Source organism: Actinocrinis sp. (assembly GCF_035946395.1).
Classification (GTDB): Bacteria; Actinomycetota; Actinomycetes; order Streptomycetales; family Catenulisporaceae; genus Actinocrinis.
Window position 1 is genome coordinate 1 of record NZ_DASYZI010000009.1, and the last position, 12,294, is coordinate 12,294.

At 71.1% G+C, this 12,294-nt stretch carries 14 protein-coding genes; 3 read left to right on the forward strand and 11 right to left on the reverse strand.

Annotation, left to right across the window (positions count from 1 at the left end; translation table 11 throughout):
* The 9 genes from mutM to VGS97_RS00830 form a co-directional block, all read right to left on the reverse strand.
* Positions 1 to 725 (reverse strand): bifunctional DNA-formamidopyrimidine glycosylase/DNA-(apurinic or apyrimidinic site) lyase (gene mutM, locus VGS97_RS00790; RefSeq protein WP_326851178.1); only part of this gene is annotated, 725 nt, incomplete at its 3' end.
* A gap of 6 nt (positions 726 to 731) precedes the next feature.
* The gene (rnc, locus tag VGS97_RS00795) at positions 732 to 1,463 is read right to left on the reverse strand and encodes a ribonuclease III (RefSeq protein WP_326851179.1); all 732 of its coding nucleotides are present in this window, start codon (positions 1,461 to 1,463) and stop codon (positions 732 to 734) included.
* Between the two features lie 17 nt (positions 1,464 to 1,480).
* On the reverse strand, positions 1,481 to 1,654 hold the full coding sequence (rpmF, locus tag VGS97_RS00800) for a 50S ribosomal protein L32 (protein WP_326851180.1): 174 nt from the start codon (positions 1,652 to 1,654) through the stop codon (positions 1,481 to 1,483).
* A 185-nt stretch (positions 1,655 to 1,839) separates the two neighbouring features.
* The gene (locus tag VGS97_RS00805; RefSeq protein ID WP_326851181.1) at positions 1,840 to 2,436 is read right to left on the reverse strand and encodes a YceD family protein; all 597 of its coding nucleotides are present in this window, start codon (positions 2,434 to 2,436) and stop codon (positions 1,840 to 1,842) included.
* 108 nt (positions 2,437 to 2,544) lie between these two features.
* Positions 2,545 to 3,507 carry an ATP synthase F0 subunit B gene (locus VGS97_RS00810; protein ID WP_326851182.1) on the reverse strand — a complete coding sequence of 321 codons (963 nt, stop codon included), beginning with the start codon at positions 3,505 to 3,507 and terminating at the stop codon, positions 2,545 to 2,547.
* Positions 3,508 to 3,642: 135 nt separating this feature from the next.
* Complete coding sequence (gene coaD / locus VGS97_RS00815; RefSeq protein ID WP_326851183.1) at positions 3,643 to 4,152, reverse strand: pantetheine-phosphate adenylyltransferase; 510 nt, start codon at positions 4,150 to 4,152, stop codon at positions 3,643 to 3,645.
* Positions 4,153 to 4,222: 70 nt separating this feature from the next.
* A complete protein-coding gene (rsmD, locus tag VGS97_RS00820; protein WP_326851184.1) occupies positions 4,223 to 4,792 on the reverse strand; it encodes a 16S rRNA (guanine(966)-N(2))-methyltransferase RsmD in 570 nt (189 codons plus the stop codon).
* A 22-nt stretch (positions 4,793 to 4,814) separates the two neighbouring features.
* Positions 4,815 to 7,100, reverse strand: a complete 2,286-nt coding sequence (gene recG, locus VGS97_RS00825) for an ATP-dependent DNA helicase RecG (RefSeq protein WP_349261927.1) — start codon at positions 7,098 to 7,100, stop codon at positions 4,815 to 4,817.
* Positions 7,101 to 7,139: 39 nt separating this feature from the next.
* On the reverse strand, positions 7,140 to 8,930 hold the full coding sequence (locus tag VGS97_RS00830) for a DAK2 domain-containing protein (RefSeq protein WP_326851186.1): 1,791 nt from the start codon (positions 8,928 to 8,930) through the stop codon (positions 7,140 to 7,142).
* Between the two features lie 219 nt (positions 8,931 to 9,149).
* Here VGS97_RS00830 and rpmB point away from each other — a divergent pair, with 219 nt between their 5' ends.
* A complete protein-coding gene (rpmB, locus tag VGS97_RS00835; RefSeq protein ID WP_326851187.1) occupies positions 9,150 to 9,347 on the forward strand; it encodes a 50S ribosomal protein L28 in 198 nt (65 codons plus the stop codon).
* Positions 9,348 to 9,415: 68 nt separating this feature from the next.
* Here the strand turns inward: rpmB and thiD are convergent, their stop codons facing one another.
* Positions 9,416 to 10,270 carry a bifunctional hydroxymethylpyrimidine kinase/phosphomethylpyrimidine kinase gene (thiD, locus tag VGS97_RS00840; protein ID WP_326851188.1) on the reverse strand — a complete coding sequence of 285 codons (855 nt, stop codon included), beginning with the start codon at positions 10,268 to 10,270 and terminating at the stop codon, positions 9,416 to 9,418.
* A gap of 40 nt (positions 10,271 to 10,310) precedes the next feature.
* Positions 10,311 to 11,306, reverse strand: a complete 996-nt coding sequence (locus VGS97_RS00845) for a thiamine-phosphate kinase (RefSeq protein ID WP_326851189.1) — start codon at positions 11,304 to 11,306, stop codon at positions 10,311 to 10,313.
* Positions 11,307 to 11,655: 349 nt separating this feature from the next.
* Between VGS97_RS00845 and VGS97_RS00850 the strand changes: the two genes are divergently transcribed.
* Both VGS97_RS00850 and VGS97_RS00855 read left to right on the forward strand, forming a co-directional pair.
* Positions 11,656 to 11,889, forward strand: a complete 234-nt coding sequence (locus VGS97_RS00850) for an Lrp/AsnC ligand binding domain-containing protein (RefSeq protein WP_326851190.1) — start codon at positions 11,656 to 11,658, stop codon at positions 11,887 to 11,889.
* Positions 11,890 to 11,941: 52 nt separating this feature from the next.
* A partial coding sequence (locus VGS97_RS00855) for a DUF3515 family protein (RefSeq protein WP_326851191.1) occupies positions 11,942 to 12,294 on the forward strand: 353 nt, incomplete at its 3' end.

Below are 12,294 nucleotides of genomic sequence, written 5' to 3' on the forward strand. Positions count from 1 at the left end.
CCGCTCTCCCCGTTGACGTCGACGTACATGTCGTCGAACGAGGTCCCGCCTACGGCCAGCGCCTCGCCGAGCACCTCGCGGACCGCGGCGAGCAGGCGGCTCACCTCCGGGCCGTTCAGCGTCTCGGTGGGCCGGGCCCAGTGCAGCCTGGCCCGCCACAGCGCCTCGTCGGCGTAGATGTTGCCCACACCGCTGACCAGCGACTGGTCGAGCAGCGCGCGCTTGACGCCGGTGTTCTTCGCGCGCAGTGCCGCGATGAACGCCGCGTCGTCGAAGCCCGGCTCCAGCGGATCGCGGGCGATGTGACTGATCGTCACCGGGACGCCGTCCTTGAGCGAGTCGAGGAGCAGCCCGCCGAAAGTCCGCTGGTCCACGAAGCGCAGTTCGGACCCGTCGTCGTCGAACACCACGCGGACGCGCAGATGCGGGCCGTCAGGCGTGCCGGGCGGCTGGATCAGCAGCTGCCCGCTCATGCCGAGGTGCCCGACCACGGCCTCGTCCGCGTCCAACTCCGCGTCCGTGTCCAACGGTATCCACAGGTACTTGCCGCGCCGCTGCGCGACGCCGAACGTCCGGCCGGTCAGCCGTGCGGCGAAGTCGTCCGCACCGGCGCCGTGCCTGCGCACCGCCCGCGGGTGCAGCGCCTCGACCGCCGCGACCGTGCGCCCGGCCGTCCACTTCTCCAGCCCGCGCCGGACGACCTCGACCTCAGGCAGCTCTGGCATCGCCCGCTAGGCCTTCTCGGCGTCCGGCTCCGCCTTCACGGAACCGTGCACGGACCGGATCGCCCGGTAGGCGTGCTCGGCCGCGATCTGCTCGGCGACCTTCTTCGAGCGGCCGCGGCCGTGCGGATATTCGCGCTCGGCGACGCGGACCCGGGCGGCGAAGTACTTGTCGTGGTCGGGGCCGTCCTCGGTGACCACGTATGCGGGCACGCCTAGGGAGTGCTCGGCGGTCAGTTCCTGCAACGAGGTCTTCCAGTCCAGTCCCGCGCCGAGCCCGGCCGAGGCCTCGATCAGCGCGTCGAAGAGCCGGTGGATCAGCGCGGCGGCGGCGTCCAGGTCGTGGTCGAGGTAGACGGCGCCGATCAGCGCCTCCATGGTATCGGCCAGGATCGAGGACTTGTCCCGGCCGCCGGTGGCCTCCTCGCCCTTGCCCAGCCGCAGGAACGCGCCGAGCCCGAGATCGCGGGCCACGTCCGCGAGCGCGCGCGAGTTGACCACGTGCGAACGGAACTTGGCCAGCTGCCCCTCGGGCAGGTCCGGATGCGTCTCGTACAGCGTGCTGGTCACGACCAGGCCGAGCACCGAGTCGCCGAGGAACTCAAGGCGCTCGTTGGTCGGCACGTTGCCGTTCTCATAGCTGAACGACCGGTGCGTCAGCGCGCGTTCCAGTAGCAGCGGCTCGATCGGCAGACCGAGCCGCTGCTCAAGCACGGCGGGGGGCACCTGGGAATCGGTCACGGGGCGGCTCCCGGCCGTCAGACTGCGATGACCTGGCGCTTGTTGTAGGTGCCGCAGTTGTTGCACACCGTGTGCGGCAGCTTGGTCTCCCGGCAGCGGTCACAGGCGACCAGGGTCAGCGGCGCGGCCTTCCACTGGGCACGCCGCGAACGGGTGCGGCTGCGGGACTTCTTGCGCTTGGGAACGGCCACGGTTCGAACTCTCCTGGTCATCGCCCGCCGGGGCCGTCAAGCCGCCGAAGGGTACTGTCACTGCTGTAGCTGAAGAATTATAGGCTTCTTGGCTCACCGGGCGGACGGCACGCGATCGGCTGCGCCCGGACCGGAATTGCTTCCGACGACTGTACTGGACGGCGCCGGGTGCTGTTCACCCGTCGTCACCCATCGCCGTCCTCGCCCGCGTCCGGTCCGCTCAGGGACAGCCCGCTGAGCGCGGCCCAGCGCGGGTCCACGGCGTCGTGCCCGTGCTCCGGGTCGTCCGCCAGCCGCGCGCCGCACTCGGCGCACAGGCCGGGGCAGTCCTCCTCGCACAGCGGCTGGAGCGGCAGTTCCAGCATCACCGCGTCGTGCACGAGCGCCTTGACCTCGATCAGGTCCTCGACCACGAGCTGCGCCTCTTCCGCCTCCTCGGCGGTCAGGTCCGAGATGTCGTAGTAGAGCAGCTCCTGGAAGTCGGCGTCGAGCTCCACCTCGATCGGGTCGAGGCAGCGCACGCACTGCGCGACCAGCGAGCCGGAGACCCGTCCGGTGGCCAGTATCCCCTCGACCACCGACTCGATCCGCAGATCGAGCACCAGGTCGGCGCCCTCGGCCGAGTAGAGGTCGTCGAGCGTCCCCTTCACGTCGAGCAGGTCGGCGGCCGGAATGTCCCGGTCGTACGTACGCATGGCACCGGCACGGCGGCCGAGCTCCCGCACGTCGAAAACGAACGGCGACCGCGCGTCGAATCGGCGCGGCTTCGGTGCGGCAGGCATGACGACTTCCCACAACGGAAAAAGGGGATGGTTTACCGGCCGTCAAGCTTAGCAAACTGCGGGGCTCACCGGCCGTGGCCGTGGATCGGCCCAGTTCGGCAGCCCAGCTCAGCGGCCGTAGCCGTCGTGCTGGAACTGGCGCACGTCGATCAGGCCGGTGTCGAAGTACGAGGTCTCCTCGGACGGGTACTGCGCGGGCGGGGCCTGCCGCTGCTGCGGGGGCTGGCCGTACTGCTGCGGCTGGCCGTAACCGTTCGCGTAGTCCTGGTCGCCGTAACCCTGGCCGCCGTAGTGAGCCGGCTGCGGGTCGGTGTGGAACTCGCCGGTGCCGTACCCGTGCGCCGCACCCTGGTCGTACGCGCCCTGCTCGTAGCTGTAGCCGTCGTGCTGGTCGGACGCGTACGCGCCCTGCGTCACGTAGTCGCCCTGGCGCTCGGGGTAGCCCTCGTGCTCGTACTCGTGCTGTTCGTAGGGGCGCTCGGCCTCGGCCGCGAACGTGTCGACGGTGAACTCCTGGCTCTCGTACCCGTCGAACCTGTTTTCGTCGCCGAAGTCGCGTGAACGGCGCCGCTCCTCCGCGACCGCGTCCTGCTCGTCGACGTGCCGGCCGAGTTCCTCCATCGGGTTGGAGCTGCCGCGCATCTTCTCCCGGCCGCGGCCGACCGCCTGGATCGTCTTGGTGAGCACGACCTCGAAGTTGGCCAGCTTCTGGTCCACCCAGTCCTCGGCCTCCTGGCGCATCTGCTCCGCCTCGTGCCTGGCCTCGGCGAGGATCCGCTCCGCCGCGCCGCGCGCCTCGCGGCTCACGTCCGTGTTCCCGATGATCGACTCGCGCTCCGAGCGGGTGCGCTCCAGCAGCCGCTCGGCCTCGCGGCGGCCGTCCGCCAGGACCGACTCGCGGTCGGCGAGCACCCTGCGGGCCTTGTCCATCTCTTCCGGCAGGCCCCGCTTGAGGTCGTCGAGCAGGTCAAGCACCTGGGCGCGGTTGATGACGCACGAGGCCGACATCGGCATCGCGCGCGCGCTCTCCACGATCTCGATGAGTTCGTCGATCTTGGCGTTAACGTCCACCGGACTGGCACTCCCTGGCTCACGGGCGACGCCGGAAAGCGGGCGTCCCGCCAACGGTACCCCGTACGGTGACGTGCGCGGGGCACGTGCCGGAAATGGGCCGCCTGCCGGAAATATCGTGTAAGTACCGGAACGCTACTTGCGCAGCCGCTCGACCAACCGGTCGAGCACCGGCTCCGGAACCAGCCCGGAGACGTCCCCGCCGAGCGCGCAGACCTCCTTGATCAGCGAGGAGGACAGGAAGCTGTAGAGCGGGTTGGTCGGTACGAACAGGGTTTCGACGTTGGCCAGCCGGTGGTTCATCTGTGACATCTGCAACTCGTAGTCGAAGTCGCCGACCGCGCGCAGCCCCTTGACGATCGCCTTGGCGCCGCGCTCGACGCAGAAGTCGACCAGCAGGCCCTCGAAGACCTCGACGGAGACGTTCGGCAGGTGCGCGGTGACCCCCCGGATCATCTGCGTCCGCTCGCCGTAGTCGAACAGGCCGTTCTTCCCGGCGTTCTTGCCGACCGCGACGATGACCTCGTCGAACAGCAGCGACATCCGGCGGATCACATCGAGGTGGCCGTTGGTCACCGGGTCGAAGGAGCCGGGACAGACCACACGGCGCGGTGTCGTCGCGAGGGAACCGGGATTGGGGTCCACGAGACTTTCCTTGTCGTCGTCGGCGGCGGTCCGCGGTGGACCCCGCCGGCCTTCGGATCTTTATTCGCCGCTACACGGCTCGGCGGCGACCGTACCAGACGGTTCCTTCCCCGTAACCGCGGGATCTGAGCGCGTCGAAACCCTCAGGCCACACCCATGGCGCGGCACGGGACGCACGCTCCACCGCGACCAGGGCGCCGTCTACGAGCCAGTCGTGCTCGGACAACGCGACCAGCACCGCGGCGAGTTCCTCGGCAGACATGGCGTAGGGCGGATCGAGGTAGGCGACGTCGTATGCCGCGTCCGGGCACGGCGCCGCGGCGAGACGCTCGACCCGGTCGGCGGAGATCCGGCCGCCGGGCAGGCCGAGCGCGTCGAGGTTCGCGCGCACGACCCTGGCCGCGACGCGGTCCGACTCGACCAGCAGCGCCGCGGACGCGCCGCGGGAGAGCGCTTCGAGGCCGACGGCCCCGGAACCGGCGTAGAGGTCGAGCACACGCAGCCCGGCCATCCCGCCGAGCGCGGCGTCGAGCGCGGAGAACAGCCCCTCGCGGGCCCGGTCGGAAGTCGGCCTGGTGTTGCGGCCGTCGGGCACGGCGAGGCGCCGGCCCCGCGCGGCCCCGGCGATGATGCGCGTCATATGGTTGACTCTCTCGGCCGGCTCAGGACTTCTCCAGGTACTCGGCGCGGTCCGAGCTCACCAGCGCGGCCACGGCGGCGGCCAGCGCGGGTTCGCCGGACAGCCTCGGGTCGCGCTGCACGAGGTCGGTCGCGGCCTGCCGGGCGTCGCGCAGGATGTCCTCGTCGTGCAGGACGCGCAGCAGCTTGAGCGAGGAGCGGCGGCCGGACTGGCTCGCGCCGAGCACGTCGCCCTCCCGGCGCTGTTCGAGGTCGATGCGGGAGAGCTCGAAGCCGTCGAGGGTGGCGGCGACCGCGTCCAGCCGCTCGCGCGCCGGCGTGTCCGCCGGGACCTCGGTGACGAGCAGACACAGCCCGGGTGCGGAGCCGCGGCCGACCCGGCCGCGCAGCTGGTGCAGCTGGGAGACGCCGAACCGGTCGGCGTCGAGCACCGCCATCACTGTGGCGTTCGGCACATTGACGCCGACCTCGATGACGGTCGTGGCGACGAGCACGTCGACCTCGCCCGCAGCGAACGCGGTCATCACCGTGTCCTTCTCCTCCGGGGTCAGGCGGCCGTGCAGGACGCCGACCCGCAGGCCGGAGAGTTCGTGCTCAGTCAGCTGCCGGGACATGTCCACGACGGAGAGCGGGGGGCGCGCGGGTGGCGCCGCGGCGGCGAGGTCGTCGAAGGAGAGTTGGCTCTCGCCGTCGTCCACGTCCGCCGTCTCATCCACGCCCTCAGCGTCCGGCCGTGCCCGTCCCGGACCACGCGTAGCGTCCACGTCGACATCTCCGCCCTCGGCTTCGTCGCTGCCGGTGGCTGCGCCATCGCCGATCCGCGGGCACACCACGTACGCCTGGTGCCCGGCGGCGACCTCTTCACGGATGCGGACCCAGGTGCGTTCGAGGTAGTGCGGTTTGTCAGCGGCGGGAACGACGTGCGTGGAGATCGGCGAGCGGCCGCGCGGGAGCTCGGCGAGGACCGAGGTCTCCAGGTCGCCGAAGGCGGTCATCGCGACGGTGCGCGGGATCGGCGTGGCGGTCATCACCAGCAGGTGCGGCGGCTGTGCGGCTTTCACCCGCAGGGCGTCGCGCTGCTCGACGCCGAATCGGTGCTGTTCGTCCACGACGACCAAGCCGAGGTCGGCGAACTGCACGGTGTCCTCGATGACCGCGTGCGTGCCGATCACGATCCCGGCGGCGCCGCTCGCCGCGTCCAGCAGGTTGGTACGCCGTTCCTTCGCCCCCTGCGATCCGGTGAGCAGGGCGACGCGGGTGCCGTCCGGGTCGCCGTCGAGCTGCCCGGCGCGGGCCAGCGGGCCGAGCAGGTCGAGGACGGAGCGGTGGTGCTGCTGGGCCAGCACCTCGGTCGGGGCGAGCAGCACGGCTTGGCCGCCCGCGTCGACCACGGTGAGCATCGCGCGCAGCGCGACCACGGTCTTGCCGGAGCCGACCTCGCCCTGGAGCAGCCGGTGCATGGGGTGAGTGGCCGCCAAGTCCTGTTCGATCTGCGCGCATACCTCGCGCTGACCGGACGTCAGCTCGAAGGGCAGCCTCGCATCGAAGCGGTCGAGCAGGCCGCCGGAGCGGACCGGACGCGGCACGGCCGGCTGTTCGAGCGCGCTACGGCGGCGCTGCGCCAGCACGACTTGCAGCGGCAGCGCTTCGTCCCACTTGAGTCGGCGCCGGGCTGCGGCGATCTCGGACTTGTCATCCGGCCGGTGGATGCCGCGCAGCGCGGTCTCCAGTCCGATGAGCCGATGTTCCGCACGCACCGCCGCCGGGACCGGGTCACCGGGCTCCCCCATGGCGCCGAGCAGCGTCTTGATGCAGAGCTCGATCTTGCGCGAGGAGACACCCGCGGAGGCGGAGTAGATCGGGATCAGCTCCTCGGCGTAGCGCTCGGCCTCCTCCTGCGCGTCCGCGTCGCCCGCGAGCAGCTCGAACTCGGGCTGGGCGAGCTGGCGCTTCCCGCGGAACTCGGTGATCTTCCCGGAGAACAGCGCGACCCGGCCGGGCCGCAGTTCGCGGTCCAGCCAGGGCTGGTTGAAGAACGTGAGCGCCAGCCTGGCCCTGCCGTCGGTGACCACGACCTCGGTGATGGTGCCGCGCCGGCCCTTGAACTGGCGCTTGGTCGCCTTCTCCACCTCGGCCAGCACCGTGACGAAGTCGTCGAGCGCCAGGTCCGCCAGGTCGGTGAGTTCGCCGCGCTCCTGGTAGCGGCGCGGGTAGTGGCGCAGCAGCTCGCCGACCGTGGACACGCCGAGATTGCGTTCGAGCACCTTGGCCGTGCGGTCGCCGAGCAGCTTCCGCAGCGGTTCGGCCATCGGGTCGGCATGCTTCTGGCCGGCGCTGTCCGCCACCGTTCACTCCACCCCGATCAGCAGCGGCCAGCCGTCCTGGCCGCCCTCGTAGGCCACCACGTCCATCTCCGGCCGCCGCGCGTGCACGCGGGCGGTGACGGCCTCGACCAGCTCGGCGGCGGTCAGCCCGTCGCCCGCGGCGCCGAATCCGTCCCCGGTCACCAGCGTCACCATCTCACCTCCCGCCGACACCATCCGGTCGGCCAGTTCGAGCGCGGCCTGCCGCAGCGTCGGCGCGATCAGGGCGACGTCGCTCTCGATGAAGCCGAGCACGTCTCCGGCGTGGCAGACGCCCGCCATGGTCCACGCGTCGTCCTCGGCGATCTGGAGCGCGCCGTGCCGGGTGGCCCCGGCCGCCGCGGTCATCGCGACTATGTCGGCGTCGAAGCGGCGGCCCGGCTCGTGCACCGCGAGCGCCGCGATGCCCTGCACCACGGCCTTGCTCGGCACCACCGCGACGCGTACACCGGACGAGCCACGGTGCGCCTGCTCCGCGGCGGCGGACGCGGCGGCGATTCCCTCCGCGTCGTTGACCAGCACCACGATCTCCTCGACCCCGGCGTCCGCGATGGCGCGGCTGAGCTGGGCGCTGGTCGGCGGACGTCCGGCGAGGCAGGGCAGCGGGATCGCGCCGGCCGCGGCGAACAGCTCGGCTATACCGGGACCGGGAGCGGCGGCCAGAACGGCGCGCCCCGGCGCTGCACGCAGCTGTGCCGGTACGCGTTCGGCAGCAGGGTCGAGCAGCACAGGGTCGACCAGCGCAGGGGCGCTGACTGGAGCGTCGCCCGGCAGGGCGTCGGGCAGCAGATTGACTTCCAGGTCGTGCAGCGCACCGCAGCGTATGGCGGCCTCGATCGCCGGCCCTGGCTGCTCGACGTGGATGTGCACGCGGTAGGAACCAGCGCCTCCGGCGATCACCAGGGAGTTGCCGCCGCCCTGCTCGCAGATGTCCACCAGGGCGGCGCGCAGCCTGCTGATCTGCGGCTCGGCCGTGTCGATCAGGTAGATGACCTCGAAGGCCGGCGCGACCGTGTCGAGCTCGTGCCGCGGCCCGGCCTCCACCGCCGGGGCGGACCGTGGCGGCATGCGCACCGGGCCGATCGTGACCGCGCGCCCCGGGTCGTACCCGCCGAGCAGCGCGGCGAGGACGTCGAGCATGACGCATACCCCGCGGCCTCCGGCATCGACCACGCCGGCCGCACTGAGCACGGCCAGTTGCTCGGGTGTACGCGCGAGCGCCTCCTCAGCCGCTTCGCGGGCGGCTTCGGCGACGGCGAAGAAGGTGGGTTCGAGCGTCCAGTCGCCCGGTTGGTCCGCGTCGTCCACGACGCCGCAGGCGGCGTCGGCCGCGGCGCGGGCGACGGTGAGCATGGTGCCCTCGGCCGGGGCTGCGACCGCCTGCCAGGCCAGTTCCGCCGCCTCGGCCAGCGCGGCGGCCAGCACTCGCGGCCCGGCGGGCTGCCCGTCCCGGATCGCGGCACCGACCTCGTCGGCCAGCCCGCGCAGCAGCTGGCTGAGGATGACGCCCGAGTTCCCGTGCGCGCCCCGCAGCGCTCCGGAAGCCAGCGCGCCGAGCGCCGCCGCCGCGCCGGCCGGCTCGTCGCCGGCGTCGGAGGGCAGCGAGTCGAGCGCTTCGCAGGCCGCCTCGAACGTGAGGAAGAGGTTGGTACCGGTGTCCGCGTCGGGCACCGGGAAGACGTTCAGCGCGTCGATCTCCTCGCGGGCACGGCCGAGGGCGACCAGGCACGCCCGCGCCCACCGGCGCACCTTCGGCCCGTCGAGCGTCTCCTGCACGCTGCGCCTTCCTGTCCGCCGGAGTCGGGAAACTTTTGGTCCCGAGGATATTCGGCTCGTCGCCGTCAACCGCGGTTCCGAGCGGATTGGCTCTCGCGCGGCCCGGTACGTTACCCTGACCAGGTTGCCCGCCGCTTCTCCTTCTCAACACGGAGAAACCCGGTCGGCCGTGAGCTTCAAGTACTCGTACATCACCATCGGTCTTTTGGAGTGTCTCCCGTGGCTGCTACCTGCGACGTCTGCGGCAAGGGTCCGGGCTTCGGCATGTATGTCTCGCACTCGCACCGCCGCACCAAGCGTCGCTTCAACCCGAACATTCAGCGGGTGCGCACCACGCTGGCGAACGGCACGCCGAAGCGCCAGAACGTCTGCACCAAGTGCCTGAAGGCCGGGAAGGTCAATCGCGTCTCCCGCTAGCCGTACGGTGCCTTTGCCGCCCCGCGTCCTCGCGACGCGGGGCTTTTGTCATCATCGCACCACTGTCATCACCGCACTGTCGCCGTCATCCAGTGCTGACGCAGTTTCCAGCCGTGATCGACCGGACCGATGCCGGTGCCGAGCGGGAATCCGGCTGCGATGGCGTTCGTGACGTAGAGCTTCGCCGCACGCACCGCCTCGGGCACCGTGCGTCCACGCGCCAGGTACGCCGCCACCGCACTCGCCAGCGTGCAGCCGGTGCCGTGCGTATGGCGATTGTCGCTGCGCGAGGCGGTGAGCGTTACCTCGTCCTGACCGTTCGTCAGCAGGTCTGTCGCCTTGTCCGAGTCGAGGTGGCCGCCCTTGACCAGAACCCACGTCGGCCCCGATCCGAGCAGTTTCGCCGCCGCGGCGCGCATTCCGTCGAGGTCGGTGACCGCGATGCCGGTCAACGCTCGCGCCTCGTCCAGGTTCGGTGTGACGACCGTCGCACGCGGCAGCACTTCGGTCCGCAGCACGTCCAGCGCGTCGTCGGCCAAGAGCCGGTCGCCGTGCCTGGAGACCGAGACCGGATCGACGACGACGGGCACCGCCGGGTCGAGCCCCGCGAGCAGCGCGGCCACCGCCGAGGCTGCCTGCGCGGTCCCGAGCATGCCCACCTTGACCGCGTCGACGCCGATGTCGCCGACCACCGCCGAGAACTGAGCCGTGACGGCCTCCAGGGGCATCGGCCAGACGCCGTGCACACCCAGTGAGTTCTGCGCGGTGATCGCGGTGATCACGCTCATCCCGTGCACACCGAGGGAGAGCATCGTCTTCAGGTCGGCCTGGACGCCCGCTCCCCCGCCCGAGTCCGAACCCGCGATCGTGAGTACTCGTGGCGGTGTCTGTGCAGTTTCTGTCTGTGCAGTTTCTGTCTGCACCGCCGGTGACTGCGCCCCCGGTGGCTGTGTGTCAGACGAATCAAGCAAAGTGATCCCATCCTTGCGGGCCGTCCCACGCGGCACCGGCGACGGTAACGCGTGGCTCGGACGAATCTGCGGAGCGCTTGAGCACGGTCCCGACGACAGACCAACCCTGCGGTATGTCGGCAACGGCCGGGTAACACGCAGCGAGTGCGTGATCCTCGCCTCCCGTGAGGATCCACCGCAGCACGTCTTTGTCGAGCCGACGCGCCGCCTCGGCCAGTTCTTCGGGAATCGGAAAGGCTCCGGGTTCGAGGTCGATGCCCACGTCGCTTTCCCGCGCGATGTGCCCCAAGTCGGCGAGCAGACCGTCACTCACGTCGATCATCGCGGTGGCGCCCGCCATGGCCGCGCTCAATCCCTGCGCGTACGGCGGCTCCGGCGAGCGGTGCCGGGCCACGGCCTTCCTTGGCCCTTCTCCCTGCGCGCCTCGCGACAGCAACTCGTATCCACAGGCCGACCAGCCGAGCTCGCCCGCGATCGCCACCATGTCACCCGGATGGGCGCCCGCCCGGGTCACCGGTGCCCGGCCGCCGAGGTCTCCGAGCGCCGTGACGGCGATCATGATGGAGGCGGCACGTGTGGTGTCCCCTCCGGCCACCGAGACGCCGACCAGAGCGCACTCGTCGGCCAGGCCCCGCGCGAACTGCCGCGCCCAGTCCACCGGAAGCCCACCAGGCGCCGCCAGACCGACCAGCAGCCCGGTCGGCGCGGCGCCCATCGCGGCGATGTCGGCGAGGTTCTGAGCGGCCGCCTTGCGGCCGATCTGGTAGCCGGTGGACCAGTCGGTACGGAAGTGCCGCCCCTCCAGCAGCAGGTCCGTAGACGCCACGACACGGCCGTCCGGAGCGGCGAGCACGGCCGCGTCGTCGCCGGGGCCGAGCAGCACCGCGGCTCCCTGCGCCATGTGCCGGGAGATCCGGTCGATAAGTCCGAATTCCCCGACGTCGCTCAGCGTCTCGTCGGCACTCGTATCGGCGGCCAGTTCACTCACCCGGCAAGCTTAGGGCGTGTTTGAGCTGAGGTGCCGGGGCCGCGTCGCCCATCACGCACGCTCGCCGCGTTATCGGGCCCCCGGGTGCCGCCAGGCACCTGTCGCATCCGGCCGGACGCCCAGTCCGAGCACAACCCTCCGCCTTGCGAACGCACGCGCCACACGCCGCGCCCTTAACCGACTCCACAGCTCAAACACCCCTAGATCGGCCGGAGCCACTGCCTGGTGGGAACCCGATCCGGGTCCGCTTGCGCCACGCGGGTATCAGGCAGGTAACGTTTCGCCGTCGCATAGTTCTAATTGACTACTCTCACTAGTCCAACCGGACAGGACGGACAGGGAGGACCGCATGGTGCAGGCGTACATCCTCATCCAGACCGAGGTCGGCCGGGCGGCTTCGGTCGCCGAGAAGATCGCGGGCTTGGCGGGGGTCACCAGCTCCGAGGACGTGACCGGACCGTACGATGTCATCGTGCGCGCCGAGGCGGAGACGATGGACGACCTGGGCAAGCTGGTGGTCGCCCGGATCCAGACCATCGACGGCATCACCCGCACTCTCACCTGCCCGGTGGTGCGGCTCTGACCGAACCGATCCGACCCACGCGAACGCGGAGAACATGCGATACGGAGGTAGGGTGCGCGACGGCCGGTACTCGACCCTCCTGCTGGCGGCGGCCGCGCTCATCGTGGTGGCCCTCACCGCCGGCGCGATCTGGCTGCTGTTCAATTCCGGCGACGCGGTCGCCGTGGACGTTCCGCGAACGGCGTCGGCAAGCGCACAGAGCGCATGCGCGGCGCTGACCAAGGACGTCCCGCAGACCGTGAACAACGAGAACCGCCGCGACACCGCCCCAGGCTCGCCGATGACGGCGGCCTGGGGCGACCCGCCGATCACGCTGCGCTGCGGCGTGCCGGAACCGGAAATCCTGCGTCCGGGTTCGAAGTCATACAACCCCACCGCAGACGAGGCGTATATCGACGGCGTCGC

Bases quoted from the DNA above. Each gene is read 5' to 3' on its own strand.
- VGS97_RS00805 (WP_326851181.1), bottom strand. From the start codon at position 2,436: ATGCCTGCCGCACCGAAGCCGCGCCGATTCGACGCGCGGTCGCCGTTC.
- rsmD (WP_326851184.1), bottom strand. From the start codon at position 4,792: ATGACGCGCATCATCGCCGGGGCCGCGCGGGGCCGGCGCCTCGCCGTG.
- recG (WP_349261927.1), bottom strand. From the start codon at position 7,100: ATGGCCGAACCGCTGCGGAAGCTGCTCGGCGACCGCACGGCCAAGGTG.
- VGS97_RS00850 (WP_326851190.1), top strand. From the start codon at position 11,656: ATGGTGCAGGCGTACATCCTCATCCAGACCGAGGTCGGCCGGGCGGCT.